This window comes from Parasphingorhabdus flavimaris, from assembly GCF_013371215.1.
GTDB classification, from domain to species: Bacteria; Pseudomonadota; Alphaproteobacteria; order Sphingomonadales; family Sphingomonadaceae; genus Parasphingorhabdus; species Parasphingorhabdus flavimaris.
This window is the reverse complement of sequence record NZ_JABWMH010000001.1, coordinates 585,115-611,207: the sequence shown is the minus strand read 5'-3', so window position 1 is coordinate 611,207 and position 26,093 is coordinate 585,115. Positions and strand designations below refer to the sequence as shown.

The 26,093-nt window shown below is 52.8% G+C and carries 33 protein-coding genes and 1 pseudogene; 16 read left to right on the top strand and 18 right to left on the bottom strand.

Annotated elements, in window-relative coordinates:
• Positions 1–84 precede the first annotated feature (84 nt).
• The 5 genes from HUO14_RS02960 to HUO14_RS02940 all read right to left on the bottom strand — a co-directional run bounded on the left by HUO14_RS02960 (position 85) and on the right by HUO14_RS02940 (position 2,656).
• The gene (locus HUO14_RS02960; RefSeq protein WP_176278377.1) at positions 85–396 is read right to left on the bottom strand and encodes a hypothetical protein; all 312 of its coding nucleotides are present in this window, start codon (positions 394–396) and stop codon (positions 85–87) included.
• Complete coding sequence (flgM, locus tag HUO14_RS02955) at positions 393–680, bottom strand: flagellar biosynthesis anti-sigma factor FlgM (protein WP_176278376.1); 288 nt, start codon at positions 678–680, stop codon at positions 393–395. Before flgM ends, HUO14_RS02960 begins: the two co-directional genes overlap by 4 nt.
• 133 nt (positions 681–813) lie before the next feature.
• Positions 814–1,311, bottom strand: a complete 498-nt coding sequence (locus HUO14_RS02950; protein WP_176278375.1) for a flagella basal body P-ring formation protein FlgA — start codon at positions 1,309–1,311, stop codon at positions 814–816.
• A 79-nt stretch (positions 1,312–1,390) separates the two neighbouring features.
• The gene (locus HUO14_RS02945; protein ID WP_176278374.1) at positions 1,391–1,822 is read right to left on the bottom strand and encodes a hypothetical protein; all 432 of its coding nucleotides are present in this window, start codon (positions 1,820–1,822) and stop codon (positions 1,391–1,393) included.
• Between the two features lie 48 nt (positions 1,823–1,870).
• Positions 1,871–2,656 carry a MotA/TolQ/ExbB proton channel family protein gene (locus HUO14_RS02940; protein ID WP_176278373.1) on the bottom strand — a complete coding sequence of 262 codons (786 nt, stop codon included), beginning with the start codon at positions 2,654–2,656 and terminating at the stop codon, positions 1,871–1,873.
• A gap of 155 nt (positions 2,657–2,811) precedes the next feature.
• Between HUO14_RS02940 and flgB the strand changes: the two genes are divergently transcribed.
• The 13 genes and pseudogenes from flgB to HUO14_RS02875 all read left to right on the top strand — a co-directional run.
• On the top strand, positions 2,812–3,165 hold the full coding sequence (gene flgB / locus HUO14_RS02935; RefSeq protein ID WP_176278372.1) for a flagellar basal body rod protein FlgB: 354 nt from the start codon (positions 2,812–2,814) through the stop codon (positions 3,163–3,165).
• A gap of 11 nt (positions 3,166–3,176) precedes the next feature.
• On the top strand, positions 3,177–3,563 hold the full coding sequence (gene flgC, locus HUO14_RS02930; protein ID WP_176278748.1) for a flagellar basal body rod protein FlgC: 387 nt from the start codon (positions 3,177–3,179) through the stop codon (positions 3,561–3,563).
• Positions 3,563–4,231, top strand: a complete 669-nt coding sequence (locus HUO14_RS02925) for a flagellar hook assembly protein FlgD (protein ID WP_176278371.1) — start codon at positions 3,563–3,565, stop codon at positions 4,229–4,231. The genes flgC and HUO14_RS02925 overlap by 1 nt, the downstream gene beginning before the upstream one ends.
• Before the next feature lie 42 nt (positions 4,232–4,273).
• Positions 4,274–5,104: a flagellar hook-basal body complex protein gene (locus HUO14_RS02920; RefSeq protein ID WP_176278370.1), complete on the top strand. Its 831-nt coding sequence runs from the start codon at positions 4,274–4,276 to the stop codon at positions 5,102–5,104.
• 26 nt (positions 5,105–5,130) lie between these two features.
• The gene (locus HUO14_RS02915; RefSeq protein ID WP_176278369.1) at positions 5,131–5,874 is read left to right on the top strand and encodes a flagellar basal body rod protein FlgF; all 744 of its coding nucleotides are present in this window, start codon (positions 5,131–5,133) and stop codon (positions 5,872–5,874) included.
• Positions 5,875–5,898: 24 nt separating this feature from the next.
• Complete coding sequence (flgG, locus tag HUO14_RS02910; protein ID WP_176278368.1) at positions 5,899–6,687, top strand: flagellar basal-body rod protein FlgG; 789 nt, start codon at positions 5,899–5,901, stop codon at positions 6,685–6,687.
• A gap of 29 nt (positions 6,688–6,716) precedes the next feature.
• The gene (locus tag HUO14_RS02905; protein ID WP_176278367.1) at positions 6,717–7,397 is read left to right on the top strand and encodes a flagellar basal body L-ring protein FlgH; all 681 of its coding nucleotides are present in this window, start codon (positions 6,717–6,719) and stop codon (positions 7,395–7,397) included.
• A gap of 17 nt (positions 7,398–7,414) precedes the next feature.
• A complete protein-coding gene (locus HUO14_RS02900) occupies positions 7,415–8,548 on the top strand; it encodes a flagellar basal body P-ring protein FlgI (RefSeq protein ID WP_176278366.1) in 1,134 nt (377 codons plus the stop codon).
• 89 nt (positions 8,549–8,637) lie between these two features.
• Positions 8,638–8,844 (top strand): rod-binding protein, encoded by a 207-nt coding sequence (locus HUO14_RS02895; RefSeq protein WP_176278365.1) that lies wholly within the window; start codon positions 8,638–8,640, stop codon positions 8,842–8,844.
• Complete coding sequence (gene flgK / locus HUO14_RS02890) at positions 8,837–10,168, top strand: flagellar hook-associated protein FlgK (RefSeq protein ID WP_176278364.1); 1,332 nt, start codon at positions 8,837–8,839, stop codon at positions 10,166–10,168. The genes HUO14_RS02895 and flgK overlap by 8 nt, the downstream gene beginning before the upstream one ends.
• Positions 10,169–10,191: 23 nt before the next feature.
• A complete protein-coding gene (locus HUO14_RS02885; RefSeq protein WP_176278363.1) occupies positions 10,192–11,037 on the top strand; it encodes a flagellin in 846 nt (281 codons plus the stop codon).
• 134 nt (positions 11,038–11,171) lie between these two features.
• Positions 11,172–12,035, top strand: a complete 864-nt coding sequence (gene motA, locus HUO14_RS02880; RefSeq protein WP_176278362.1) for a flagellar motor stator protein MotA — start codon at positions 11,172–11,174, stop codon at positions 12,033–12,035.
• Between the two features lie 3 nt (positions 12,036–12,038).
• A pseudogene (locus HUO14_RS02875) lies at positions 12,039–12,884 on the top strand (flagellar motor protein MotB); the annotation flags it as partial.
• Between the two features lie 692 nt (positions 12,885–13,576).
• On the opposite strand, the gene HUO14_RS16460 reads toward HUO14_RS02875, so the two are convergent.
• Together HUO14_RS16460 and sthA are read right to left on the bottom strand one after the other, a co-directional pair.
• A complete protein-coding gene (locus HUO14_RS16460; RefSeq protein WP_176278360.1) occupies positions 13,577–14,686 on the bottom strand; it encodes a diguanylate cyclase in 1,110 nt (369 codons plus the stop codon).
• A 1-nt stretch (position 14,687) separates the two neighbouring features.
• Positions 14,688–16,109 (bottom strand): Si-specific NAD(P)(+) transhydrogenase, encoded by a 1,422-nt coding sequence (gene sthA, locus HUO14_RS02865; RefSeq protein WP_176278359.1) that lies wholly within the window; start codon positions 16,107–16,109, stop codon positions 14,688–14,690.
• A 235-nt stretch (positions 16,110–16,344) separates the two neighbouring features.
• Here sthA and HUO14_RS02860 point away from each other — a divergent pair, with 235 nt between their 5' ends.
• The gene (locus HUO14_RS02860; protein ID WP_176278358.1) at positions 16,345–16,617 is read left to right on the top strand and encodes a hypothetical protein; all 273 of its coding nucleotides are present in this window, start codon (positions 16,345–16,347) and stop codon (positions 16,615–16,617) included.
• 64 nt (positions 16,618–16,681) lie between these two features.
• On the opposite strand, the gene HUO14_RS02855 is transcribed toward HUO14_RS02860, so the two are convergent.
• The 6 genes from HUO14_RS02855 to HUO14_RS02830 all read right to left on the bottom strand — a co-directional run bounded on the left by HUO14_RS02855 (position 16,682) and on the right by HUO14_RS02830 (position 20,221).
• Positions 16,682–17,002: a hypothetical protein gene (locus HUO14_RS02855; protein ID WP_176278357.1), complete on the bottom strand. Its 321-nt coding sequence runs from the start codon at positions 17,000–17,002 to the stop codon at positions 16,682–16,684.
• Positions 17,003–17,141: 139 nt separating this feature from the next.
• Positions 17,142–17,738: a hypothetical protein gene (locus tag HUO14_RS02850; RefSeq protein WP_176278356.1), complete on the bottom strand. Its 597-nt coding sequence runs from the start codon at positions 17,736–17,738 to the stop codon at positions 17,142–17,144.
• A gap of 79 nt (positions 17,739–17,817) precedes the next feature.
• A complete protein-coding gene (locus HUO14_RS02845) occupies positions 17,818–18,189 on the bottom strand; it encodes a helix-turn-helix domain-containing protein (protein ID WP_176278355.1) in 372 nt (123 codons plus the stop codon).
• Positions 18,186–18,953, bottom strand: a complete 768-nt coding sequence (locus HUO14_RS02840) for a JAB domain-containing protein (protein ID WP_176278354.1) — start codon at positions 18,951–18,953, stop codon at positions 18,186–18,188. The genes HUO14_RS02845 and HUO14_RS02840 overlap by 4 nt, the downstream gene beginning before the upstream one ends.
• Positions 18,954–19,241: 288 nt before the next feature.
• Entirely contained in the window at positions 19,242–19,580 is a 339-nt protein-coding gene (locus HUO14_RS02835; protein ID WP_176278353.1) for a hypothetical protein, read from the bottom strand.
• A 62-nt stretch (positions 19,581–19,642) separates the two neighbouring features.
• Complete coding sequence (locus HUO14_RS02830; protein ID WP_343046041.1) at positions 19,643–20,221, bottom strand: sigma factor-like helix-turn-helix DNA-binding protein; 579 nt, start codon at positions 20,219–20,221, stop codon at positions 19,643–19,645.
• A 135-nt stretch (positions 20,222–20,356) separates the two neighbouring features.
• On the opposite strand from HUO14_RS02830, the gene HUO14_RS02825 reads away from it, so the two are divergent.
• On the top strand, positions 20,357–20,509 hold the full coding sequence (locus tag HUO14_RS02825) for a hypothetical protein (protein ID WP_176278352.1): 153 nt from the start codon (positions 20,357–20,359) through the stop codon (positions 20,507–20,509).
• Between the two features lie 290 nt (positions 20,510–20,799).
• Here the strand turns inward: HUO14_RS02825 and HUO14_RS02820 are convergent, their stop codons facing one another.
• The 4 genes from HUO14_RS02820 to HUO14_RS02805 form a co-directional block, all read right to left on the bottom strand.
• Positions 20,800–21,027, bottom strand: a complete 228-nt coding sequence (locus tag HUO14_RS02820) for a hypothetical protein (protein WP_176278351.1) — start codon at positions 21,025–21,027, stop codon at positions 20,800–20,802.
• A gap of 243 nt (positions 21,028–21,270) precedes the next feature.
• Positions 21,271–23,562 carry a CHASE domain-containing protein gene (locus HUO14_RS02815; RefSeq protein ID WP_176278350.1) on the bottom strand — a complete coding sequence of 764 codons (2,292 nt, stop codon included), beginning with the start codon at positions 23,560–23,562 and terminating at the stop codon, positions 21,271–21,273.
• A 2-nt stretch (positions 23,563–23,564) separates the two neighbouring features.
• Positions 23,565–23,957 carry a response regulator gene (locus HUO14_RS02810; RefSeq protein ID WP_176278349.1) on the bottom strand — a complete coding sequence of 131 codons (393 nt, stop codon included), beginning with the start codon at positions 23,955–23,957 and terminating at the stop codon, positions 23,565–23,567.
• Positions 23,932–24,189 carry a hypothetical protein gene (locus tag HUO14_RS02805; RefSeq protein ID WP_176278348.1) on the bottom strand — a complete coding sequence of 86 codons (258 nt, stop codon included), beginning with the start codon at positions 24,187–24,189 and terminating at the stop codon, positions 23,932–23,934. Before HUO14_RS02805 ends, HUO14_RS02810 begins: the two co-directional genes overlap by 26 nt.
• 188 nt (positions 24,190–24,377) lie before the next feature.
• On the opposite strand from HUO14_RS02805, the gene HUO14_RS02800 reads away from it, so the two are divergent.
• Complete coding sequence (locus HUO14_RS02800; RefSeq protein WP_176278347.1) at positions 24,378–25,163, top strand: response regulator; 786 nt, start codon at positions 24,378–24,380, stop codon at positions 25,161–25,163.
• A 202-nt stretch (positions 25,164–25,365) separates the two neighbouring features.
• On the opposite strand, the gene HUO14_RS02795 is transcribed toward HUO14_RS02800, so the two are convergent.
• The gene (locus tag HUO14_RS02795; RefSeq protein ID WP_246255183.1) at positions 25,366–26,091 is read right to left on the bottom strand and encodes a 3'(2'),5'-bisphosphate nucleotidase CysQ; all 726 of its coding nucleotides are present in this window, start codon (positions 26,089–26,091) and stop codon (positions 25,366–25,368) included.
• Positions 26,092–26,093 lie beyond the last annotated feature (2 nt).

The window sequence follows — 26,093 nt, the reverse complement described above, 5'->3', positions numbered from 1 at the left end:
CTCCTTCCAAGGAGAGAAGCAATGATCATGCCAATAGTCAGATTCTCTGAGTATTCACTGGAATATTATCCGGTTCGGGCGCCATTAGCGACCCCGTGCGGCATTGGAATAGGTCGCAGCCTGATTGGCTTGCCATCCGGACAATGCCTGCAGCCGGGACGAACTATGGTCACGCAAGAAGCGAAGGCGGTAAATTGATGCTTGCATCAATTCGTCCACATCAGCCATCAGCGGACGCAAATATCGATCCACGTCGCTCGGTGCCAATGTGCCCAGCGCCGACACAGCCATGCCGAGTTCTTTACTGGCTTTAAAGATCGCTTCGCTGTCATGTCCATCCAATGCGGACACCAAACTATTTTGCGAATTTCGAAACGCTTCTACTTTCTGATTCATTTTTTTGATTCCACGCCAAGCACGCCCGCATCAATCATCTTCGCTGCCAGGTTGTCAGTGTCGACCTGATAGCTGCCTGCAGAGATTTGCTGTTTGATATCCGAAACCTTCTGTGCATCAAATGGCGGCTTTTCCGCAGCCAGCTTTGAAGCCGTCGTCGAGATCGCACTCGGGATCGTAGCTTTCGGGGGCTCCGAGTCCGCCAGAGACTTTACGGCAGCTTCGTTTGGAGTCGGACGATCCAACCGCGTATTAATCGCTGAATAGCTATCAACAGGTTTCATATCACTACATCCTTACAGCGCCACATTGGCAAATTCGAAGTTTCCGTCTCATGTCCGGAAGCACTTCATAACTTCTTTCATATTGATTTACGGCCTGTTGGGGGAAAATTAAGTTCTTCAGCAATTATTTTTTTTAAGGTGTCATTTCCACTTCGCCTGCACCAGATACCCTGGCCATTAATTCCTTGGATTTGCGGTCGGACCGGACCGGAATATAGTCTCCCATTGCACCGCTTTCTTGCGCGATAACGCCATAGCTGATGCTAAAATTGGAACGCCGGATGACAAGAGTAACCGGCTGGTTGCGTTGAACCAACGGTTCTGCGGAACTTCCGCTATCCTGACTATTCCGATTATTGCCAAGCCGGATGGGAACAAATATCCGCCATCCAAGAGTGCGGCAGCTAACCTGCAGCGCGTTCCGGTTTGTCTCGGATATCTCTGCTGCATTTGGACAACGCTTGAGTTTAAGTCTCGGATCTATGGGTGCATGGGCACCACCGGCATCGCCCACACCCGCTCCCAGATAGGCTGCAACCTGTCGGTCCAATAGACTAGTGTCTTCAAACGGTGCCGCAGCACCCATCGAAAATACGGATACTATCGGCAGTAGAAAATGATAATGGGGCATCTCACGGGTTCCTGTTCTGTAATCGAACCAACCATGCATAGATCATACCAGTTTCAAGCTTTATTCCCAACCTCCGCAATCATTCGGTTTCGAGTGAGAGAAAAGTCAAATTCACGCCTTGTTTATCGGCTGGCTTGGAAACCAGTTTGTCGGGAACCTTCAAAACTATCTGCGTTCCGTCCTGTCCCGCCTTTTCAAACGCATCTGCGATAGCCGCTGATCGTGCAGAAACGGTCTCCCATTGGCGCAACCGCGCACCATCTTGTAATTCGGATGCGGCTGCGACTTCAATGATCAGCAATTGCTGCGGCTGATCGACCAGCATTTGCCGGATTTCTGTTTTGGCAAAATCCGTAAGCATAGCATTGCTATCACCAAAAAAATCCTGGGCCGCGTAATCGTAGGAACCGAGCATTGCGGCACCCGGTCCGCTTGCTTCGGACAGTTCTTTCTGTGTCTCGGAATCGGCGATATTTACAAAATGCGTATAGGCAAAGGCACTGAGCAGCATAAGCGCCAGATCAAGAAAGGACAAAGTGGTGCGACCGGCATTCATAAGTCAGGCAACCTTCTTTGCCGGGTTTGCCGGAACAAAATGGACAGGCGCAACTGCAGAGAGTTCATGATTTGCAATTTCGATCGCATGCTCAACAACCTTTGCTCGATAGGCGCTCAGTATTTCAGCCCGCGTATTCAGACGGACATGAATGGGGAATGCCACGATATGGGAAATGAAGAGACCATATAGGCTGGTAAGCAATGTGAAGCTCATCGCCGGCCCCATTTTCAAAGGATCTATACCGGTGGCGAACAGCTGGATAAGACCCGTTATCGTTCCAATGAGGCCGATCGCGGGCGCAATTTCAGCCGCCGAGAACCAAAAGCGGGCAGACATATTCTCTTTGGTTGCTACAGAATGTTCTTCGAGACGGACCCATTCCTCGAAATCTTTCGAATCCTTCGCATTGACCAGATAACCGAGGATACGGAGGACAAACGGATCCTGGCTCCGGACGTTCTCCAGACCAACAAGACCCTGCTCCCGTAATGTGAAATCTATTCTCCGGCACATGTAAGTGGCGTTTTCACCGCTTTCTTCAAAGGGATTTCTGCCGCAATTTGCGAGCGCCGCGAAGGCTCTGACTATGGAGTGACGACCACTCTGAACCCAGGCCATCGCCAAAACGCAGCCAAGGACGACACCAAATAATATCGGATCGAAAAACCGCCAGATGTTCGTCAACAGAATGTCCATAATTCCCAATCCTGAATTGACCGGCAAAAACTTGCCGGTCAGCGGCAGGATTTTGCCGGTCTGGCAAAACCCAAAACAAACCGCATGCAAATATTTGGGGCAACTCCTGAAAAACCGGGACAGTCCAAGCCATTCTTACAAGTTGGCACACCCTTTGCATCGTAGTCCTCGAGTACGCCAATAGCGGTGTATCTCATGAACAAGAACGGTCGTCGGACCGGATTCTTAATACGGGATTAGACAAGATGCCTAGTTTGGATCAGATATTTGCATTGAATGGCGACGCGCTTCAGCTCCGCTCTCAGCGCCTCAATATGCTGGCGTCAAATATCGCAAATGCCTCGACGCCTGGATATAAAGCGAAAGACCTCGATTTTGACCTGGCTATGAAACAGGCGCAAAATGGCGGCTCGCTCAATCAGGCGATGAATGATCACTCCGGTTATCGGGTTCCGCTGCAACCATCGGCGGACGGAAACACGGTGGAACTATCCGTAGAACAAACGCTCTTTGCTGAAAATGCCATTCAGTATCGCACGACCCTGTCCTTCCTGCAGGGGCAAGTGTCTTCAATTCGGCGCGCCTTGAAAGGAGAATGAACATGGGTAGCATGAACGTTTTTGATGTAGCCGGCCGAGCAATGTCTGCTCAGATGGTCCGGCTGAACACCACCGCATCCAATCTCGCCAACGCCCGGACTGACTACGCCAGCGAAGACGAGGCCTTTCGCGCCATGCGTCCGGTTTTCCGCTCGGTGGTCGAAGACAATCTCGCAACGGTCGACGTCGAGCGCATCGTCAAAACCGATGCCGCGCCGCAGAGGCGGCACGATCCGACCAATCCTATCGCGGATGAAGAAGGTTATGTCTGGGAGGCCGCGGTCGACGAGACAGCCGAACTCATCGACATGCTCGAAACCGCCAGAAACTACCAGAATAACGTGCAGGTCCTGCAAACCGCAAAATCTTTAATTCTTGAAACAGTGAGGAACCAATAATGAACATTGCGCCAGAGATTTTCCAGACATCGGCATCAAATATTGCCGGTCTGTCTCAAGCACAGCCGGAAAACGCAACAGGTGACAATAGCCTCGACCAGGATTCCTTTCTGCGCCTCATGACAACCCAGTTGAAATTCCAGGACCCGTTCGATCCGCTCGATAACCAAGCGATGGTGGCCCAGCTGGCTCAGTTCTCCAGCGTGGCCGGCATTTCGGAGATGAAACAGTCACTATCGGATATTGCCTCCATATTGGGAAACAATCGCCTCACCGAAGCCAAAGAATGGATCGGGCATTCGGTTCTGGTGCCCGGCAATATTTCAGTCGCAGGCAAAAATGGTGAGTATGCGGGCGAATTCGAACTGGATCAGGCAACCGATAATCTCTCTATCGATCTGCTCAACGAAGCCGGCGAAATCGTGATGTTTGTTGAACTTGGTCAGCAGGAAGCCGGCCCGGTCGAGTTCAATTTCGACAGCAAGGATGAAGCCGGAAACCCACTTGATCAGGGACGCTTGCGCGTTCGTGTCAATGGTGGGTCGGTGACCAATCTGGCGACGTGGGTGCCGGTAGCCTCGGTGAAAACAACCGACGGCAACGGTCCTCCGATTCTCGTCACCCCTATCGGCAATGTGTTCCCCGCCGAAGCCCTCAAAATCGGATAATTCCAACCATCCGTAATTTATTTCAACACAGGAGAAGATAATATGTCATTCTTTACCTCGCTTAGTGGCCTGAAAGCCGCCCAGACTGATCTGAATGTTATTTCCAATAACGTTGCCAACACAAATTCTACCGGTTTCAAGAAAAGCCGGGCACAATTTGGCGACCTTTTTGCAGCCGCGCCGACCCAACAGACAAAGTCCGTTGCGGGCCAAGGCACGCGACTGAATGGAATAACACAGCAATTTACGCAGGGCACTTTGCAGTCAACCGACAAAACACTGGATTTGGCAATCGCCGGCGACGGTTTTTTCGCCGTGAAAGGCCAGCCCCCACGTCAGGATACGACCTTTACCCGTAACGGCGCGTTTTCGGTGAACAACAATCGCGAGGTCGTTGATACTATTGGCTCGAAAGTGCAATTGCTGCCCGTCGATGCCAATGGTGTTGCCACTAGCACAAACGCCGCCGACATGTTCGACTTTGTCCTGCCGGCTTCCGACCCCGCCGATCCGGCAGCACTTCTGGCTAACATATCGATCAATAACGAAGGCGTTGTTTCAGCGACATTTTCCAATGGCAACCAGATGAATGTTGGCGCCCTTGCCATGGCAAGCTTCTCAGCGATGGAAGGTCTTCGTCCGGTGGGCGACGCCCATTGGCAGTCGACCGGCGATTCCGGTCCGGCACAGATCAACCAGGCAGCCAACGGTCCACTCGGGCAGGTTCGCTCGGGATCTCTGGAACTTGCAAACGTTGATATCACCGAAGAACTGGTTTCGCTGATTTCTGCCCAGCGCAATTTCCAGGCCAATGCCCAGGCTATCGAAACATCCAACACCCTTACCCAGACGATCATAAATCTTCAGATCTAATTTCTGATCAACTGAAGGAATGAACCATGGATAAGCTTGCATATACAACGGTCAACGCGATGAAATCGCTTATGAACCGTCAAACCGCCATCGCGAATAATATGGCCAACTCCGAGACGGTCGGTTTCAAAGCCGATATGGTCTCGGCAAAGGCGCAATATTTGAACGGTCCGGGCCACAATAGCCGGGCGATGTCTGTCGACCGGGATATGCAGGCAAATATGAACGGGGGGGTGATCACCAAGACCGATCGTCCCCTCGACATCGCCCTCGAAGGCGACGCAATGCTCGCGGTCCAAGCCGTCGACGGTAAAGAGGCATATACGAAGCGGGGAGATTTGCAGATCAGTCCCTCGGGCGCGATGCTTACCGGCGATGGCTTCCCCGTCTTGGGCGAAAGCGGGCCGGTCACCCTCCCCCCTTCCGAGCGTGTCGACATCGGCTCCGATGGGACAATTTCCTATGTTCCGGTCGGTGGAGATCCGACCCAGCCACAACAACTGGGCAAGCTGAAACTGGTCAGCGTCACGGGCAGTCAAATATCCAAGGGCGCAGATACTCTATTCCACGTCGCGGATGATGGAACCTTGCCGGTTGACGAGAATGCACGAGTGATTTCGGGAGCTCTGGAAAGTTCGAACGTAAACATGACCAGCGCCCTGGTCGACATGATCGAGACAAGCCGCGCCTGGGAAACCCAGGCCCGGTTGCTCAAAACGGCTGAAGAGCTTGATGATGGCGGCGCAGGAATAATGTCATTGCCGCAATGATAACCGCATGCAGGAGAAGATTAGATGACTAATGCAGCCCTACAAGTTGCGCGCACCGGACTGGATGCGCAGAACACCAAGATGCGTGTGATCGCCAACAACCTGGCGAACGTGAACACGACCGGATTCAAACGCGATCGGGCAGATTTTGCAACGCTCGCATATCAGAATGTCGTAACACCCGGCGCGCCTTCAGACGCACAGAACCGCTATGCCAGCGGCATCCAGTTGGGGACCGGCGTCCGCCTGTCAGGCATCGGCAAAATCGACACCCAGGGTACGTTGCAGAATACCGAGAATGCCATGGATCTGGCGATCGAAGGCCCGGGATATTTCCAGGTTGAAAGACCCGATGGTACAACCGGCTACACCAGAGCGGGCAACTTCAGCCTGACCGCCGAAGGCAATATGGTCACCAGCGACGGCTTGCCGCTGGTTCCCGCCATCCAGGTCCCGCAAGGCGCCACGGCCATAACTATCGGTACCAACGGAACCGTTTCCGCAACCATACCGGGGCAAAGTGAAGCCAGCGAACTTGGACAAATCGAGCTTGCCAATTTCACCAATCCGGCGGGTCTCCTGTCGGTTGGTAACAACATCCTGACCGAAACGGCTGCAAGCGGCGCTCCACAAGTTGGGCAAGGCGGGCAGGAAGGCCTGGGCAATATCCGCCAAGGCGCTCTGGAAGGGTCCAACGTCAATATTGTCGAAGAACTGGTGAACATGATCGAGACGCAGCGCGCTTATGAGGTCAATTCCAAAATGATCTCGGCGACAGACGACATGCTGCAATTCGTGAACCAGCAACTCTAATTTCAACGCAAGAAAGAAACCCATCCATCATGACATATAGAGCGTTTTCGAACCGAAGCCTGCTGATCGGCATGGCACCATTTCTGCTCGTCAGTTGCATGGGGTCCAATTCCAGCATCTCGGCACAGGAGTTTGCGCCGGTTACCGCCGCACCTCCGCCTGAACCAGCCGCCGCCAACGGGGCGATATTTCAGGTGACCTCTGGCTATTCCGCCCTGACAAACGGATCAAGGGCAAGCAGGAAGGGTGATATCATCAGCATATTGCTCGTCGAAAGGACCAGCGCGTCAAAATCCAACAGCGCATCCAAGGACCGCGACGGCGGATTTTCTCTGTCACCGCCGACAACCGGTCTTTTCTCGCTATTTTCACCAAGCGACGTAGCGACAAGCGGATCGCAGAATTTTTCAGGTAGCGGCAGCGCTGGCCAATCCAACAGTCTGCAAGGACAAATTAGCGTAACCGTGGCCGAAAGCTATCCCAACGGGACGATGCTGGTACGGGGTCAGAAACTGACATCGTTGAACCGAGGCGATGAACATACCCAGTTTAGCGGCTTGATCCGCGCCATCGATGTTTCCGCCGACAATACGATCCCGTCGACCAAAGTGGCCGACGCACGAATCATTTATGGCGGAACCGGTGAGATCGCATCGGCGAGCAAACAGGGCTGGTTGCAGAAATTCTTTTCCTTCATCTCGCCATTTTAGCCCCAGGGAATAATCACATGACCCAATCATCAAGAATTTTCCGGTCGATAAGATGGCTAGCGACTTTTTTCGCACTGGTCTCGGCGGCTGTGGTTGTCACCCAGCCGGTGCAGGCTGAACGTATCAAGGATATCGGCACCTTTGCCGGCCTGCGTTCCAACCAGCTCGTTGGCTATGGCGTTGTCGTAGGTCTTGCCGGAACCGGCGACGATAGTCTGGAATATGCAACGGTAGGCCTCAAAGGTGTCGCAAACCGGTTTGGACTGACCTTGCCTCCCGGCGTAAATCCGGCATCGAAAAATGCCGCCGCCGTATTGGTTACGGCAGAAATGCCGGCCTTTGCGAAGCCCGGTCAGCGCCTGGACATAACCGTCTCGGCCATCGGCAAAGCAAAATCGCTGCGGGGTGGCACGTTGATATTGATGCCGCTTTATGGTGCCGACCAGCAGATTTATGCCATGGCTCAAGGCAATCTGGCGGTTGGAGGTTTGGGTGTATCTGCTGCAGATGGCTCGAAGCTCACCGTCAATGTTCCTTCGGTCGGTCGTATTCCCGGCGGCGCTTCAATAGAAAGAACCGTTGCAACCGGTTTTGAAAGCGACCCATTTCTCAGCTTCAACCTGACCGATGCCGACCTGACCACTTCCTTGCGGGTCGCGGATGCCATTAACGAAGCCTTGCAGTCACAGCAGGCGATTGCCGCAGATGCCGTAACCGTCCGGATAGCCGCGCCGCCTGGAGCGCAGGAGCGCGTGATGCTGATGGGCAAGATAGAAAACCTGATCGTCAAGCCGGCCGACGCACCGGCGCGGATAATCGTCAATGCGCGTACCGGGACGGTAGTTATCAACGGCGCGGTTCGCATCGGGCCTGCAGCGGTAAGCCATGGAAAACTCACCGTCCGTGTTGAGGAGAATCCCACGGTAGTGCAACCGGCTCCATTGAGCCGCGGACGGACCGCCGTTGAACAGAATAGTGATATCGCTGTGGACCAACCTACCAACCTTGCTTTTGAAATAGGACGACGTGCATCGCTCGCGGAAATTGTGGAGACTATTAATTCTCTGGGAGTTCCACCGTCTGATTTAACAGCAATATTGGAAGGTTTGAAACAAGCCGGCGCGCTGTCAGCAGAATTGATCATAATATGACCGTAATTACATCCCCATCTCAGACCATATCCCACTCTCTGGGCTCGACTAGTTCTGCCGCTGCCAAACGACAGGATGAAATCCAGTCCATGGCCGCAGATTTTGAGGCGATATTTGTCCGACAAATGTTGAAAACAATGCGGACCTCTTCTCTGGGTGAAGGGCTGTTCGATGGCCAGGGAACCGAGCAGTTCCGAGATATGCAGGATGCGAAAGTCGCCGAATCGATGGCCCAACAGGGCGTATTCGGGATAGCCCAACTGCTCTCTCGCCATGTGGAGAACAAGGATGTCTGACCTACTGAATATCGGACGTGCCGCCCTGAAAGTGAATGCTCGTGCATTGGAAGTCGTTGGGGCAAACGTCGCAAACGCGGAGAATCCCGATTATGTGCGCAAGACGCTCAATATCGGCGACACAGCGGGCTACAGTGCGATCAATCCGCTGTATAGCAACCAAACCGGTCTCGGCGGGGTTCAGGTCAACAGCATGAGCCGGTCCAGCGACCAGTTCCTCGAAGCGGCAACGCGGCAAACCGGGGCGAGCCGTGTCAGCGCCGAGGTTCTTGAACAGTGGCTCAACCAGGGCGAAATTGCGCTTTCCAATAATGATCTCGACGTTGGTGCGCAGCTGACTCAACTATTTGGTACGGCAGAAGAGCTCTCCGCCATTCCGTTTGAACCTGCCCTACGCAATCAGTTCATCGGCGATGTCGAAGCTACTGTTCAAAGATTCAACCAGACGTCACTCAATCTGACTTCGACAATCACACTGATCAACGGCGCTGCTTCCCAGGAAGCCGCGGAGCTGAACAACGCATTGGCCGAACTCGCAGAGGTGAACCAAAAACTGCGTCCGACACAAACGGGCACGGGTCAGCACGCGGCCTTGCTCGATCGCCGCGATGCTGCCTTGACCGTTATAACCGAAAAGCTCGATGTCGAGATCAACTTTGGCAATAACGGTACAGCCGATATTTCCCGCAACGGAACCAGTCTGTTGACGTTCAACGCCGTAAGCCCAGTGAATTTTGTCGCCAATGCGGGTGGAAGTTTCGATATCGATGTCGGCGGAACAATTCAGGCCGCCCCAAATAACGGAACCCTCGGCGGACTGCATCGCGCGCAATCAAAACTGGTCAATGTCAGCAATGATCTGGACAGCCTGGCCGTGCAATTCGCAAATGAAATCAACGGCTGGCAAGCCAATGGTCGGACCGATGCAGGAGCAGCCGGCGCGGCGATCGTAGCGCACGGCGGCACTGCTGCAAGCCTTTCAACGACCGGGTTGTCAGCAGATGCTCTTGCGCTGGCCTCGCCTGCAGGAGTGGCAAACGGCAATATCCTGGCGTTCGTGGACTTGCGCACAGCTACAGGAACCGAACAAGGCTATGAAAAACTAGCCCTCGGTCAAGCGCAATCCCTGCTGACCGCTCGCAGTGAAAGCAAGGCTGCAACGGCGTTTGACGTCGCCACCCGCGAAGCGCGTGACAATATTTCAGTCGTAGATCTCGACCGCGAAGCAGCGGACCTTATCCGCTTGCAACAATCATATGAAGCGGCCGCGCGCGTCATTCAAGTCGCTCGGGAAACGATGCAATCCGTACTGGCGATCTTCTAATTGATCGCCGCAAAGGAACAGACATGGAATCGATCAACCGGAACAGGCCCAATGATGGCATTCAACAGCAATCGCAACTGTCGACGCTTATCGGCAAGCTGCAGGAATCCATCGCGAGTGGCAAAAGCTTCACACGGCCATCAGAGGCGCCTTCCAGTTGGCTGGAGATATCCAGCCTCGGCCGCAAAACCGCCATTGAAGATTCCTGGCTCACCAATATTGGCCGCGCCGGCATCATGGCCCAGCAAGCAGAGTCTTCGCTCGACACGATTGCCAGTGGCGCCATTCGCGCCAAGGAATTGGTCATTCTCGCCAATAACGATACGCTGTCACCAGCCGATCGAGGCGTCATAGCGCTCGAACTGGAAAGCCTTCGCGATCAGTTCAAGCAGATGGTACAAGCCAAGGATAGCTATGGCGGTGACCTGTTCCATTCCGGTGATCCTATCAAAATGAGGATCGATACGAATGTTCTGGTGACGCCGTCACCCAATCTCCAATCCGTTGCACTGTCTATCGAAGTCGATGGCAGCACCAATGATCTTGATACAATCATGGACGATATGATCAACGCCGTCCGGTCGGGCACTAGCGTGGACCGAGCGGCCCAGCTCGACCGAGCTGATTCAGTGATCAAGCACTTTTCCGACCTGCTCGCCAATCAGGGGCTGGTAGTCAATCGACTTGATCAGCAGGAAGACCAATTGCAAAAGTCACAGTTGACATCGACCGAGCGACGGTCGGTGCTCGAAAACACCGACGTTACAGAGGCAATTTCGCGCTTTCAATCCCTGTTGATCAATCTGGAAGCGGCGCAAAGGCTTTATGCCCAGTCCAACAGCACGTCGCTGATCCGACTGATCGGCTAAAGCGGAAGATTCAGAGTTATTAGGCCCTTAACCACTGACCGTTTTTTCCGTTCATCATAACAATGTTTGCTCCTTTCACCGGCTGAAAAGAGCGCAGAGCTCGGAGGCCGGGCACGATGATGGGGAATTGATTTATGTTTGCCGCAATTGGTATAGTTGTTCTGCTCGTCATGGTTTTTGGCGTATTCATGTTGTCGGGCGGGGACATGGGCGTGGTTTTGCATGCTCTGCCAATCGAGATGGGCATCATCGGCGGATCCGCCGTCGGGGCCCTGATTATCGGTAATTCGGGCGCCCAGTTGAAAGCGCTCCTCGGTGGCTTCGGCAAAGTATTCAAAGGCCCTACCTACGTAAAGCAGGACTTCCTTGATTGCATCCTGCTCACTTCCAAACTGACCAAGATTCTCAAGAGCGAAGGCCCGGTAGCGCTGGAGCCACATATCGAGGACCCTCAGTCTTCGCCAATATTCAGTGAATATCCAAAGCTGCTCAAGGACCAGACGCTGGTGCACCTGATCGCGGACAGCCTGCGCCTCGTCGTGGTATCTTCCGGAACGCTCGATCCATATGCTGTCGAAGATGTGATGGATCAAAGTATCAAGACGCATCATCATGAGGCCATTGGTCCTGCTGACAACCTGCAAAACCTAGCCGATGCGTTGCCGGCTCTGGGGATCGTTGCAGCCGTTCTCGGCGTGGTCAAAACCATGGGTGCGATTGACCAGCCTCCAGCCATTCTTGGCGGGATGATCGGTTCCGCCCTGGTCGGAACCTTTCTGGGCGTTCTGCTGGCATATGGTTTTGTCGGACCGATGGCGCTGCGCGCGCGTTCGGTAATCGAAAGCGATGGCACCATCTATCAAGTGGCAAAGCAGATCATCATAGCCAGTCTACACGGTCATCCACAACCGCTGATCATCGAAGCAGCGCGCACCAGTTTGCAACATGCAAACCAGCCCAGCTTTGCTGATGTATTCGATGCGATCAGGGCGCGTTGATCGATGGCAAAGAAAGCTGATGCCGGTTCGAACCAGCCACCAATTATCGTCAAAAAGATCATCATGGAGGAACATGCCGGCCATCATGGCGGTGCCTGGAAAGTGGCCTATGCCGATTTCGTGACTGCGATGATGGCGTTTTTCCTCCTTATGTGGCTTCTAGGGGCCACCGACGAGAAACAGCGCAAGGGACTTGCGGACTATTTTGCCCCGACACTTGTCCAGATGCGCCAGGAAAGCGCGGGATCCGACGGCATATTTGGCGGAGATTCATTGACGGCCGTAGACAATTATCCTCACGGAGCATCGCAAACCGGTACTCAATCGATGACTATTCCCCGCGATGCGACCGGGACCGCGAATGACGAAGGTAAGAACAGTACCAGTGTCAAGAAAATGGACGCCAAGGAATTCGAAAAGAAACTCCGCGAACAGCTGAAGAAAGACCCCGAAAAACTGGCGCTGCTGAAAAACATACGGTTTACAGATACCGCGGAAGGTCTGCGGATCGATCTGATTGACGAGGCCAATTTCAGCATGTTCGCGCTGGCCACCGACAGTCTTAACCCGAAAGCCAAGACGTTGATCGGCGAGGTATCCAAAATTATCGATACTGTCGACAATCTGCTCGTGATCCGCGGCCATACCGACAGCCTGCCATATGCCAGTGGGAAGAACATGAACAACTGGCTACTATCGTCCGCGAGAGCGGAAGCCACACGCCAAGAGATGGTCAGTCAGGGCATCGGCAAGACCCGGATGGCGCGTATCGAAGGTGTCGCGGACACCGAGCCTTATAATCCGGCGGATCGCATGGATGACCGCAATCGGCGCATTTCGATCACAATGAAACGCAATTGACCGGTTACACTACGCGATGCGACTAACCCTAGGAGTCTAGCACTCTATCCATTATGGATGATCGTCACGGCACAGCAAAGCCATGGTTGATGCCAGGCCAGACAAGCAAGAGACCCGGATCAATCCACGCAATCGGCCTGTTTCCATAACGATCGGATGTAATTGACCGGCTGCAAGTCTTCTGACCTCCCACCCGCGTCATCCCCATTATGGATATAATATCGACCTATCTCGCCAAATCGGTTTTGATATGAATTGATCTAGGCGACTTTGGTTTGGATATGTGGCGCAAGAAAGGTTGAAAACTTTCTACCGAGCTGCCCAGCCCCCGCAGGCCGCAGTTTTGGTGAATGCAGTGCACCTGGTATGCGCTCTTCAGGATTGGGTAGGACGATTCATCGTCCTACCCAATTGCATTTGGGGGACAGGCGATTCAAATCGCGGCAGGTTCCATCACCTTATTAAGGGTTGCTACAACGACAATGCGGCCATCCGTGGCAGAGGCCACTTGCGGACTACGAAGTGTGGATCTCCTGCAGGCGATGCCCGACCAAAGGAAATTACCGCGCTCGTCGGTCGACGGATATCGCCTTTATACCGCAGCAACCGATACTCAAACGGATGTGCATGGGGTGGTGATCAGAGTTTGAAGCTCCACAGAGAGCATCACAGAATGAATATTAGCCGTCCGAAGCCCTGCGGTTCTCGAAGTCGTTCGAATATTTACGCACCATGTTCCGGCCTTCTGATTTCGCGTTGTACAGCGCACCATCAGCCTTTCTCAAAAGCGTCTGTTTTGTGTCACCTGGTAAACACTGGGCCATGCCCACGGAGAATGTCACTCTGCCGATAGGTCTCCCGGACCCCACATCCACCAGCGACTTTTTCGACAGTCCAAGCCGACAACTATCGATCGCCTCAAAGACATCGTCAATCGAATCATCCTCAAATAATATGGCAAATTCTTCACCGCCGTAGCGGGAGATATTGCAGCGATTGGTCGACAGTAGAGACAATTGATCAGCGATCATGCGCAATACGCGATCTCCGCAGTCATGCCCGAACGTGTCATTTATGCGCTTGAAATGATCAACATCAACAAATGCCAACCCAAACGGTTGTTGTTCATCCTGTAGCCGTTGAAAGGCAAGGTCGAGATCGCGGTCAAATTTTCTGCGGTTGGGAAGCCGCGTCAACTTGTCATGATCGGCTTCGCTTCGTGCAACTTCAAGTTCCTGTTGAAGTGCTTCAAGCCGTTCATTGGTATGCGAAATCTGCTTCTGGTTTTCACGAGTAGACTCGACCATCAGTGTCGAAAGATCCAGCATCTTTTGAATCGCGCTATCGAGGCTACCTTTTCCACCCCGAATGTTGTCAGCTTGCTCAATCAACTGGTTTTCGTGCCGGATCGCATTCTCGCTGCCGGTGTTGAGCACTTTTGTCGTGTTGCGAATTTGCTCGATCGCTTGCAAGAATATTCTTTCAATCTGCTCATCGATAGATGGATTGAAATATTTTTCATGCAGATCATATGCCGATTGATCATTCATTCGGGAAGCCGAGGCGGTCTCATCCAGCTCGGCTTTAAGCTCGTTCTTGTTTCCGCAGACATATTCCCATGCCAGCTCGAAATTCTTCGCGTTCAATGACAGCTTATATCGTGCCAGAAAATTTGTAATCTCGGCCAGCGGCGAATATTCGCTTTGCTGGTCGGTGCAGACCGGACAGGTTTCCACGTCACGCTTTTCGCGCAAATATGTCTCAAAAAGATTCTTTATATCGAGTTTCACGTCATGCCCTCAGTCTGGGTTTTGGAAGCCGATTGTAGGCATCCAAGGCAGCCACTTTATACGCTTCGGCAAGCGTCGGAAAATTGAAGACATTATCCGACAGATAGTCAATCCCGCCGTGCAGGTTGATGACCGCCTGTCCGATATGGATCAGTTCGGTCGCACCTTCTCCAACGATGTGGACGCCAAGCAGTTTCCGGTCATTGAGATCGAAGATACATTTGAGCATGCCTTTGCAATTGCCAAGAATATGCCCGCGTGACGTCTCCTGAAAGCGCGCAACGCCGATTTCCACCTGATATCCCTGCGCCCGGGCATCGTCCTCTGACAGGCCGATACTGGCAATTTCAGGAATTGAATATATGCCCAATGGGAAGCTATTGGCTCCGTTGGACAGAGGTACACCAAAAGCATGGCAGGCGGCCTGACGCCCCTGCTCCATGGATGTGGATGCCAAGGCCGGAAAGCCGATGATATCGCCGGCCGCATAAATATTCGGTTGGCTCGTTTGCAATGTATCTTTGTCGACCACCAGCCGACCACGATTATCGCATTCTATTCCCACTTTTTCCAGCCCAAGGCCGTCCACCGAACCTAGTCGACCTGCTGTAAACAACAACATTTCAGACCGCAGTTGCCGACCATCATCCAATATGATGGTGGGGTGGTTTTTATCATCCAGCGTGATCTTGTCTATTGTCCGGCCCAATCTGAGACTGATACCTCGTTCCGTCAGTTGATGAACGAAATTCGCGACGATATCGCGATCAATAAATTCCAGTATCTGGTGCCGGGCTTCCACCACCGTGACGGGAATATCCAGTGTCGAGAAAATCGTGGCATATTCGAGACCGATCACACCACCACCAACAACCGTTATGCTTCTGGGCATCGGCAAGTTTGCAGCGACGCTATCGCTGTCGATCACGGTGGTTCCGTTGAACGGGATGCTTTTCGGCCGAAAGGGCTTTGTGCCTACAGCGATCAGGAATTTGTCGGCGGTAACCGAGAAACTTGTCTTCTTGCCTTGTGAATTTTGCTGAATGACCAGCTTGTGCGTGTCGACAAACTTCGCCCTGCCCTTGAGAATTTCCACATTATTTCGGGCGAGCTGATTGTCGATGACCTCGACTTCATCTCCCAATGTGGTCGAAAGTCGGGAGTTGATTGAATCCTGCATCATCTGGACGCCGTTGCGGGGCTGCCGGGACTTGAAATGTTGATCTCGCCACCCGGTAACCGACAGGACCGATTCCCGGATCGTTTTTGATGGCAAGGTACCTGTGTGAACCGAGACACCACCAATTAGTTTTTGATCGTCAACCACGGCCACTGATTTTCCGAGCTTTGAAGCCTGGATTGCGGCCCGGCGTCCCGCCGGCCCTCCTCCAATTATCACAAAGTCATAATCATAATCAGCCATGCTGTGTTCCCTTCACCTTGTGGTTAACGGCGAAGCAAAAAAATCTTAAAGCAAAGGAACATTGTATTTCCAATCTGACGGTTGCGGCAAAAGTGACTCTGCTTGGCAAAACCCGGTTCAGGATCTCGACTTCGGCGGATAATATGACTGTGTCACTTTGGAACAACGTGACACAGCTTGAGAGAAAATCGCATAATGAAATAGTTTAAGTTGAGTTTGTAACCACTTGACAGTAATGCGTGACCGTCAATTATCCGCTCAGCCAAATCTTAGCTTTTACAATCGAGACTCTATACATGATGTCGCTCAATGTTGTTCCAAACGCGCAATGTCGGCTGACATGACAGGTGGGGATATTGTTGTGCATGTGCTGATTGAAAAACTGGAGGGCGCCTTGGATTATCTCGATGAGAATGATTTGGCGGTTCCTGCCATAAAAGTAGAAGAGGCGATCAACGCCCTGAGGCATATTCCGGCGGATGATTCACCGGAAACGGACCACGACTGACAGAATCGCAATACCACCTGGCGTCTGATGCTGCTTCTTTGCCAAAGACTGATGGCTCTCAACATTATTGAATTTCATAAATCAGAAAAACGCAACTCGCATCCATAATACGGATCTCGGGATCACACTTATGCGCATTGACCTGCATCTGCTGATCGCCATCCAGAAAGTCAGATTTCACCGATCCATCCTGCCGGAGCTCGACCCGTTGATGGATTACAGCTTTGGCCTCGGCACTGGCAGATACGTCGCTTTTCGCTCCGGCGGCGTTGCTTCGACCGCCTGGACCGTACAGGCAAATCCCCAGCGAAAGAATAGAAACCATCGACAATCTAAGCGCGGAAACTAGCGCATGTGAACCCAAATATCGTTCGATGGCAACCAACTCCTCTGGGTTTGAAAAAATTCAAAAACTCAGAGTCATTGACGGTCGGAACAAGGCGTTCCTAACCCGCTAATTCAAATTTAATTTGGTCACGCGTCCACCGGTTGCAAGCAATGATGATTGCAAAGAAGCAAGCATTCTATAAGGCGACGGCCAATTGTCTCGATGCCCAAGCTTTTATATCAGTCGCGATTATCTGATTATTCAAGCCGCAGACATTAAGCACACTGGTGAAAATCCCACCCAAAAATTGCCTCAAATCGATTATCGCATAAGGGGAACGATATGCATCATCCCCCTCGGAAGACAAAATCTGCTTGATGTCTCCGAATGACAATATCTTGCATTGCTGGTGCCAACTGTCTTCGGCCTTGAGGGTCAGCAGGGCCGACAATTCCACGAAAAGGAAATGCTTGCTTTGCTCGGACCCGTCGTTGTTTTCGGCCGCCAGAATCACCCTGGACACCCCGGCCAACAGCATTTCTTCAATCTTGATGATTTCCGCGATCGTTCGATCAGGGGTTGATCCTATTTCCAGATATTCGAAAGCCAGTGCCAGAAGCAACAGCTCCCGCCAGGTATAGGAGACACGCTTCCCCTTGCCGGTATTAACGCCGGTCGGAAAACCCAGCCGCTGCATATGCTGAATTCTACCGCGGAAAGCAGTACGGCTGGCATCGGCAATATCATGCTTCTGCGTTAGAATTTCCTGAATTTCTTTATACGTAAATTCCATCGTCATTCCCAAAGCTGAGCAAGATATTCAGACCTGAACATCAAAACTCCATATTGGGTCAGCAAAAGGGCTGTGACAATCAGTTATTCTGAAATTCGCCATCATCGGATCTCAAGTCCAAACATTGTTCGCACCATGAAAATGCGTCCACGGTCAGCTGTAGACACCGAAGTCCCCCGTTGTCATGCGAACGGCACCGTTCCACATATCCTTCCGATTCCAGGATCAACGCCAATCGGGTGACGATTGCAACAGGCTTGCCCAGGTCGCGACCGAGGTCCGTCAGGCGAACACACCGGCTTTCGGTTGCCGCGACATAGGCTTCGAGCATCACTTCCCAAGCAGGGTCGCCAAAGATATCAGATTTCGACAAATACTGATCCCGTTGCCGTTGCTTCCGGAGCTCGAGTTTCGCCAGCTCAGCATATTCTGCTTCCACCTCCAGAGTCATATTATCTTTAACTTTCTAAAGCTGGTCCAGCGATCGTTGGTGATAATAAGATGATCATGCAACCGGATTTCGAGTTCCAAGCACAATGTTTTGATGGAACGGGTAAAGTCTATATCCGATTTGCTCGGTGTGACGTTTCCGCCAGGATGGTTGTGGGCTAAAATAATGCCGCTAGCATCAAGCTCCAACGCGCGCTTCAATATGCTTCGGGGTTGAACAAATATGCGCTGGGGAGAGCCTGCGCCGAACTCCTGCTCGCTCAACAAACGGTTCGAGCTGTCCAGGAACATCACACGCATTATCTCTGTGGTTCTTGAACCCATGCGAGCCTGAAGGTATTCTATAAGACCACGATCGGTTCCCGAAATCAATTTTCGGGGCAATTGATCATGCAAATTGGCAAGCATGAATTTTCCGGTTGCCTTGAGCAGACATGCCACCGCTCCATGCGTGCCCAGAACTCTGAGAAGCGCGGCCTCCGATTCACCCAGCATGCGACCGATAGAACCGAATTCATCGAGCAGTTCGTTCGAAAGTCGGAGGGCTTCGTCCGGTGCAACGACGGCTATGAGCTGCGCCAGGACATATCCGTCCCGATGCTCTTCAGCCTTTTCTGGTGGTAAAATGTGCCTGCCAGAAGCACGATCAACAACGGATAGGAAGAACCTATTTGCATGATCATATAGGCTTTTGGATGGATCGTTACGTCGAGCAGCTTTGCGGTATGAGCCACCAGCGCTATCGTTTGGAGCGAAACTACGCATAGCGGCCACAATCTATTCGCCCGGAGCGCGATCGCGAGGAAAGCGATCCACGCGGCCAAATCAATGACAAGATGTCCAGGATCCAGTTTGGCATATTCGAGCGGGGTAACAATATGAACCGCGGGGTCCAAAACCACCATGCCGATAATGATGCAGGCAACCCAACGTTCTGGCCCCCCTCCCCGATACAGCGCATATGCGCAAATCGCACCGAGGAAGAGGAGGAAAACGAGAGTTCGCATTGTCCGGCTGGAACACCCTGAAGCATTTCAGTCAACCTTTGATCGCTCAGGCGGCCACTGAAACCAATTTACCGTCGCCTGCAGTCGCTTGAGCAGGAGGACAGTTTTCGTGCACGTCCATGCCCGCATATTCCTGGCCGACTTTCAGCAGTTCGCCATGCACGCGCAAGACGTCACTGCTGACATCGACGAGAGCCATCTGCGCTTTTGCCAACCTGCGAACGGCACCTTGCCCTGTCGCCGCAGGAACACCCGTATCCAATCGAGCCCGGATCAACGTAGACATCAGATTGGACACCGAAATCAGCGCTTCGTCAATGGAGGCTTCTGTCAGGGGAACATCCTGCTTGATCTGATCGGACGCAATCTTGATTTGATAAGACATAGTTTTTCCTTCCCGCAAATCGCGGACTCTTGATGTTAAAAAAACGAGAGCCTGAGGGCTGCTTAAGCGGCCAACAAACTAGAAAGAGACTGAGAGACTGACAAACCGATCAACACAATTGCCAAAATTCCGATAGTCAAAACAACTATGATGGCAATCCTTTGACCGGTTCCCAGTGCGCGCCCCGGTTCCTTCTGGATTTGCGACCAAAAGTCCGTCTCATCCGAAATATCAACGTCATAGGTGGTTGGTATTTCTTCGAGCATGACAGAGGTTGATCGCTCGTCCCGGTTCCCTTGTGAACCGAAAACATCATCGGATGGAACACCCACCGGATCGTATAGTATCCGATCATAGGTCCCGGATGCCCGGGCGTAGATCAAAGCAGCTTCATCCCGTGTAGCCGCTCCCAAAACCCTGCGCGCGCCAACCAGACGCTGATCGACCGCCGGCTTGGAGATATCCAGTATCCGGGCGATTTCCTTCGAGGATTTTCGTAGAACAACGAGATGCAGGCATTCCCGCTGCTTCGCCGTAAGTTTTGCCACACGCAATGTTTCTAGCGCGATATCTTCCAAAGTTAATGCCCCATAAATATCCTGTTTACCATAGCTTTGCGATACCACGAACGCAACCGACACCGTGAGTTCGGACGCGATCCGGCTCGGAAGAGCAGACTTAAGTTTGAGCTCAATTTTCCGTTAAGTAAGAATTGCCTATCTCATCAGGGCAATCGTCGAAATAATGATGAGGTGGAACCATCAAGGAATTTCAACTTGACCGACAAAAGCAAAGATCACCAGAGAAGCGCGGTCATTGCCACGCTGGAAGAGGTGTTGGCGGAGCTTGACGAAAAGCGGCATTTCCTCCCCGCCTTAAAAATAGTCGAAGCTTTGGAAGCGCTTGGTACCGAGAAGACGCCGGACTGATCCGAAAACGCGCCGATTGTCAAAGTCGCTGCCGAAACGCTCTGGATTGGCTCGGTCGCGTGGCGATAAATTACAGACATTTATCTGCCCGCGCAAATGGCAGGAATTGCTACAGTTCACGGCGTCAGTTGATTTTATCTCTCAAGATCAGGACGAAACTTGAAGTCGTCTTCGGCATTGAAAAGCCTGTTTTGGGTCCACAATAATATGCTTCATCGCAGCATTACCGCGGTGGACAATGAAAGCAGCAAGGCCGCAGATTTCCATGCAATTGGAAGACATGGAAGCATCTATGAGCCGACCTGGTTGTCTCCGGCAGCAGATGACGAACAATAATCGCTCTCGGTTTCTGCTGGAATACCGCCAACCACAAATCGAAGGACGGTCTCCGAGCAATCCGGCGCAGATTCGCTCTCGGAAACTTCGGTCTGATCGCTCCAGCCGCTTCCGCTGTCGCCAAGGGCTATCGCTGAACTGGCCAGATAGATCGGGAGTAGAATGGCTGCGGTGATGCTCATAGAATGTCTCCTTTGCCGCTGGTGCCGGAGGACATCCTGTCCCCCATGCTTCACGACGTCCGAACGCTCGGCCAACGTCACGCTGGCCAGTGATTTTCCTATGAACGGACAAATTGTGATCAGATTTAGCCCTATTCCGGAAAAAAAGATCCTGAATGCTCCCAAATGCGGCAGATCATGCCAAATTCATGACGGCCATAACAAAATCGCGGCTCCAAATAGCGCAACGCAATTGCGATGCCCTCAGGCTGCCCACTTCAGCACCGCGGTGCGCAAATCGTCGATTGCCAGTGGCTTGGACAAATGCGCTTGCATTCCGGCCTTGATGCAGCGGTCAACATCCTGATCAAACGCATTCGCGGTCAGCGCGACAATGGGTAAAGTGCTTGCGTCGATTCCATGGCCTCGAACCATATATGTTGCCTTGATGCCGTCGACAAAAGGCATCTGCAAATCCATCAGGACCAGATCATATTGCTTCTCCGCAACGTCCGCCCTCCGGATCATCGTGACCGCCTCGGCACCATCGACGGCGAGCTCGTAGTCATAACCGAGCTTTGCAAGCATTTCCCCGATCAGGACCTGATTAACATCATGGTCTTCCGCGACCAGGATGCGTTTCACGTCCTTGGCGTGCTCCGGCCCTGCCGTCAGATTGGTCGGAAGGCGGATGAGGTTGTCGAGTGTTTCTTCCTCGAACCTCTCCACCGGGATCGTTGCCGTGAATTCCGAACCGCGGCCCAGATGGCTTGTCATCCGGATTGACCCGCCCATCAATTCGATAAGCTGTTTGCTGATCGTCAAGCCCAATCCGCTGCCACCATATTTTCGTGCGGTTGAATCATCCTCCTGAATGAACGGTTCGAAAATTGCCTCCTGACGATCTGGAGCAATTCCTCTTCCGGTATCCGCGACCGAAATATGCATGTCAGCACGTCGGCCATCTCCCTGGGCGCGGTCAGTAATTTTCGCCGATATCGTTATATTTCCGGAATCGGTAAATTTGATCGCATTTGCCAAGAGATTCATCACAACCTGACGCAGCCGGAACCCGTCGATCTTCACCAAATGAGGCAGGCTTTCGTCCAGATCGGCCAAAAGTGTGAGATGTTTTTCTTCCGCATTGGGAGAAAACAGCTTCACACAGCTGTTTAGCAAATGACGGACATCCGACGGTTCCGGTGTGATTGCCATCGCCCCGGAATCCACTTTGGAAATATCCAGAATGTCATTGAGCAGAGTCATCATCGAGGACCCGGAATCTGCTATCAGCCGGACATATTTCTGTTGGGTGTCGTTGAGGGTGCCGTCGTCCAGCAATTGGGTGAAGCCGATAACACCGTTCATCGGCGTCCGGATCTCGTGGCTCATATTCGCCAGAAATTTTGACTTGGCGCCAGTCGCCGCTTCGGCAACATTGAGCGCATTGACTATCTCTTTTTCCTTATCCACGAGAATCTGGGTTTTGCTTTTGACTTCGTCTTTTACATAGGCCTCCCGGCGGGCATAAAATATCACGAGCGTCGAAAAAGCCAGCATGAGAGCCAATCCGCCAATCAGGACGAACATAGGCTCTTGCGTTCCCACGCTGCTCTCGAATTCGGCTGTGCTATTCCAGGTCACCGTCCATTGCTGTCCCATGATCGGCAAAGTTTCGGTGACCGAATATTGAGCCGAGCGGAATTCTCCGGACATGGCGCCACTTTCAAAAATCGACCGGGATGGATCTGCAGAATTGCCATCATGGACTGTGATATTGAAATTCTTGCCCTGACTCGCGGTCAGATCCTTCATGAAGCGGGCAGCTACAAACGGCGCGTATATCCATCCGCGAAACGCAGCCCGTCGCTGGGATACGGACGTCAAAGATCGCCCTGGCTGGTAGATTGGTCGTAGTAGCAGGAAGCCGGCACGTTTGGTTTTTTCCTGAACCAGAAATATCCGCTTTGTAATGGTCGCGTTGCCGGTATCTCTTGAATGATATGCAGCCGATCGGCGATTGGTTTCGAAGGCGATATCAAGGCCTACGGCTTCCAGATTGGTCGATACCGGCTCGATGTAGGAGATTGACAGAATTTCGTCCCACTCGGTTCGTGGATGGACCTCGATACCGTCGACACCGCGGGCTGCCATATCTGCCAGATATTCTCGTTCCTGCGATCTCAGGACCGGCTCGATATAGCCGATCCCATTGATACCGGGCAGCGTTTCGTCGATGTTCAAAATGCTGACAAAGGTCCTCCAGTCCTGGATTGTAACCTGATCGGACGCCGCGAATAATGCAGCTCCGCTGTCCAGCGACTGTTTGTAGGAATCAATCCTGTGCGTGAGTGCCTGCTTGCTGTCCTTGGACAGGGTCTTGAAGGCCGCCAGGTTCCTCTCGTAAGTCGCGGTTCTCGTCGAGTTCCATGAAAATAATGTCAGGCCCAGCAGCACAATGGTCCCAAGAAACAGAGTGATGGCCGCTGTCCGGTCGAGAGCGAATAGCCCGCGTCGATCCTCTCCCGGTTCGCTATATTTGGAGATAGCCTTCAAGATCAGAGACCGGCTTGCTGCAAGAATTGTTGGGCGCCCAACAGCGAGGATATCCGGTTGGCCAGATCATGCGGAGAAAACGGTTTCTCCATAAAGTCTGCTGCGCCCGATCGATAAGCGTCGATCATGTCGTTTTTGCCGATCTGGCTGGTTAGAACCAGAACCGGTATTTCCGCTGTTCTGGGATCCCTTTTCAGATTGTGCATAACCTCCGGTCCGGTCAGGCCGGGCATGAGGTTATCGAGAATGACAATTTCCGGAAAAACGCGAAGCGCTGCGGACAATACGCTATATCCGTTGTCCACTACTGTAACCTGATGCCCGCAGGACTCTAGCTTGTGAAAGACCAGGTCCCCGAGCAAGGCATCGTCATCCGCAAACAAGATTTTCGCCACTTCCAGTTCCTTCACATTCAAGTTTCTCGCCAAGCCGGCATGACAGAACAGATACGTCCATTCTGGCCACACCGATGATCACTTGGCCCCGATGATTTAACGGCTCGAGCAGCAACAGATTAACCAATTTATTCGAGAAGCCGTTGGCAATCGCAACGACCTGGCTCGAAAATCCGGAAAATTCAGGATCTTGTTCATATTGATCGACCGCGCAGGCAATCGGATCCCTCATGGCAAAACCGAGCAGGATTCCGGTTCGGGAATGTCAAGCCCGGCGGATTACTCAGCTCACGGCCTGCGATCGCATTGATATTTTATCCTTAACCGGCCGCCAAAATCACCGTCATTCCTATCGGCTCAATTGAAATGTGGTTTTTAAACGAGAACCCAGACAGCGAGAGCCAGAGATGGGGAAGAAGCATGAGCCAGATTAGAGACTTTGATCAGATGCCAGCGCGCCACGAGCTTGGCGGCAAGACCGTAAACGAAGATGCATCCGAGACCAGGGCGCGCCTGCTGTTGGTCGAAGACCACGATGTAAACCAAATTCTAGTCCAGGCCATGACCAGGCGACTGGGATATGAATCCGAACTGGCGGCAGACGGCATCGAGGCAGTCGAGCGAATAGACCAGTCCATTGCCGACAACAATTCGTTCGATCTTGTGCTCATGGATATCCAGATGCCCTTGATGGACGGCTACGAAGCAACGCGAATGATCCGGGCAAGCGGCATATCCGGTGAAATGCTTCCGATAATTGCGCTTACTGCAAACGCATTCGGCGATGATATCAGAAACTGCCTGGCAGCGGGTATGCAGGCTCATATTGCGAAACCGATCGACATCGCCAATCTCGATTCCATTTTGCAGCAGTGGCTGAAGCCGAAATTTGTCGAAGAGAATATTCCGCCGCGGAACGAAGTGCCAAATTGCATGTCCCCCGATCTGATCCGGCGCTATCGCTTGCGCAAGGAAGAAGCCCTCAACAGCGTCGCCAGCCTCTTGAGAAAGGGTGCTTTCACCGGGATGGAAATTCGGGAAGTGTCCGATCAAATGCACAAACTGGCCGGAACTGCTGCGATGTTTGGCGAAGCCAATCTGGGCAAAGAAGCGAGATTGATCGAAGAAGGGCTGAAGCATTGGAAAATTGTCGACCGGCCCCAGAAAATGCAACTCGCTGCCAAGCGTTTTCTCGACGCCGCGTGAAGGGATAGGCAAGCCAAAGGACCGCCCCATCGTGAGCGTCGCGTCTGATGATATATTCGTCTTGCGAGCGATCGCCTTCAATAAGCCGCACACAAGTGCCTGGGGAAACAGTCTTGTGATCCCGAATATCTGAGCTCTTTCACAGGCTCGCTGCTGGAAGAAGGATGCCGGCCGGCAACATGTGGTGATCGTTCATTCAGCTCTATAGCAATTCAAAAACCTCGCCCGCCCATTCCGGTCTGCAGATCAACAGGTCGGGCATATAGGTGTCTTCCTGATTATAGACGAGCGGCGAACCGTCGATGCGCGAGCAATGCAGGCCATAAGCCAGCGCAACCGCCACCGGCGCGCAGCTGTCCCATTCGAACTGGCCGCCCGAATGAAGATATATTTCGGCTTCTCCCCTTACAACAGCCATGGCTTTTGCTCCCGCCGAACCCATCGGCACCAATTGTCCGCCCAACCGACCGGCCACGGACACCGCCTCCGCTGCAGGCCGCGTGCGACTGACAACCAGACGCGGAGGTCCGTCATGAACGGGGAATTTGTCGATCTTGTCGGTACGGAGAACAAGCCCGCCATCCAGCCCCGGCAACGCGACGGCGCCGGTGGTTGCAACGCCATCGATCGCCAGAGCGACATGGACAGCCCAGTCCGGCCGCCCTTCCCCATATTCTCTTGTGCCATCGACCGGATCGACGATCCAGACACGGGATTTTTCCAGCCGTTCTGCGGTGTCCTTGCTTTCTTCGGAAAGCAGGCCGTCCTCGGGCCTTTGCTCGCGCAAGGCGCGGACCAGAAACGCGTTCGCCGCTTCGTCCCCCGCCTTGCCAAGTTCTTTGCCCTCGAACTTGCCGCTTTCGCGTAATTCCAGCAAAATCCGTCCGGCTGATAGCGCGAGTTCGGAGGCGAGATCGGCGTCGGTCATAA

What these genes read in the sequence shown, in the direction of transcription:
- HUO14_RS02960 (WP_176278377.1), bottom strand. Translation starts at nt 396, where the DNA reads ATGAATCAGAAAGTAGAAGCGTTTCGAAATTCGCAAAATAGTTTGGTG.
- flgM (WP_176278376.1), bottom strand. Translation starts at nt 680, where the DNA reads ATGAAACCTGTTGATAGCTATTCAGCGATTAATACGCGGTTGGATCGT.
- HUO14_RS02950 (WP_176278375.1), bottom strand. Translation starts at nt 1,311, where the DNA reads ATGCCCCATTATCATTTTCTACTGCCGATAGTATCCGTATTTTCGATG.
- HUO14_RS02945 (WP_176278374.1), bottom strand. Translation starts at nt 1,822, where the DNA reads ATGCTGCTCAGTGCCTTTGCCTATACGCATTTTGTAAATATCGCCGAT.
- flgB (WP_176278372.1), top strand. Translation starts at nt 2,812, where the DNA reads ATGCCTAGTTTGGATCAGATATTTGCATTGAATGGCGACGCGCTTCAG.
- flgC (WP_176278748.1), top strand. Translation starts at nt 3,177, where the DNA reads ATGAACGTTTTTGATGTAGCCGGCCGAGCAATGTCTGCTCAGATGGTC.
- HUO14_RS02925 (WP_176278371.1), top strand. Translation starts at nt 3,563, where the DNA reads ATGAACATTGCGCCAGAGATTTTCCAGACATCGGCATCAAATATTGCC.
- HUO14_RS02920 (WP_176278370.1), top strand. Translation starts at nt 4,274, where the DNA reads ATGTCATTCTTTACCTCGCTTAGTGGCCTGAAAGCCGCCCAGACTGAT.
- HUO14_RS02915 (WP_176278369.1), top strand. Translation starts at nt 5,131, where the DNA reads ATGGATAAGCTTGCATATACAACGGTCAACGCGATGAAATCGCTTATG.
- flgG (WP_176278368.1), top strand. Translation starts at nt 5,899, where the DNA reads ATGACTAATGCAGCCCTACAAGTTGCGCGCACCGGACTGGATGCGCAG.
- HUO14_RS02905 (WP_176278367.1), top strand. Translation starts at nt 6,717, where the DNA reads ATGACATATAGAGCGTTTTCGAACCGAAGCCTGCTGATCGGCATGGCA.
- HUO14_RS02900 (WP_176278366.1), top strand. Translation starts at nt 7,415, where the DNA reads ATGACCCAATCATCAAGAATTTTCCGGTCGATAAGATGGCTAGCGACT.
- HUO14_RS02895 (WP_176278365.1), top strand. Translation starts at nt 8,638, where the DNA reads ATGGCCGCAGATTTTGAGGCGATATTTGTCCGACAAATGTTGAAAACA.
- flgK (WP_176278364.1), top strand. Translation starts at nt 8,837, where the DNA reads ATGTCTGACCTACTGAATATCGGACGTGCCGCCCTGAAAGTGAATGCT.
- HUO14_RS02885 (WP_176278363.1), top strand. Translation starts at nt 10,192, where the DNA reads ATGGAATCGATCAACCGGAACAGGCCCAATGATGGCATTCAACAGCAA.
- motA (WP_176278362.1), top strand. Translation starts at nt 11,172, where the DNA reads ATGTTTGCCGCAATTGGTATAGTTGTTCTGCTCGTCATGGTTTTTGGC.
- sthA (WP_176278359.1), bottom strand. Translation starts at nt 16,109, where the DNA reads ATGGCTGATTATGATTATGACTTTGTGATAATTGGAGGAGGGCCGGCG.
- HUO14_RS02860 (WP_176278358.1), top strand. Translation starts at nt 16,345, where the DNA reads ATGCGTGACCGTCAATTATCCGCTCAGCCAAATCTTAGCTTTTACAAT.
- HUO14_RS02850 (WP_176278356.1), bottom strand. Translation starts at nt 17,738, where the DNA reads ATGGAATTTACGTATAAAGAAATTCAGGAAATTCTAACGCAGAAGCAT.
- HUO14_RS02845 (WP_176278355.1), bottom strand. Translation starts at nt 18,189, where the DNA reads ATGACTCTGGAGGTGGAAGCAGAATATGCTGAGCTGGCGAAACTCGAG.
- HUO14_RS02840 (WP_176278354.1), bottom strand. Translation starts at nt 18,953, where the DNA reads ATGCGTAGTTTCGCTCCAAACGATAGCGCTGGTGGCTCATACCGCAAA.
- HUO14_RS02835 (WP_176278353.1), bottom strand. Translation starts at nt 19,580, where the DNA reads ATGTCTTATCAAATCAAGATTGCGTCCGATCAGATCAAGCAGGATGTT.
- HUO14_RS02820 (WP_176278351.1), bottom strand. Translation starts at nt 21,027, where the DNA reads ATGAGCATCACCGCAGCCATTCTACTCCCGATCTATCTGGCCAGTTCA.
- HUO14_RS02805 (WP_176278348.1), bottom strand. Translation starts at nt 24,189, where the DNA reads ATGAGGGATCCGATTGCCTGCGCGGTCGATCAATATGAACAAGATCCT.
- HUO14_RS02800 (WP_176278347.1), top strand. Translation starts at nt 24,378, where the DNA reads ATGAGCCAGATTAGAGACTTTGATCAGATGCCAGCGCGCCACGAGCTT.
- HUO14_RS02795 (WP_246255183.1), bottom strand. Translation starts at nt 26,091, where the DNA reads ATGACCGACGCCGATCTCGCCTCCGAACTCGCGCTATCAGCCGGACGG.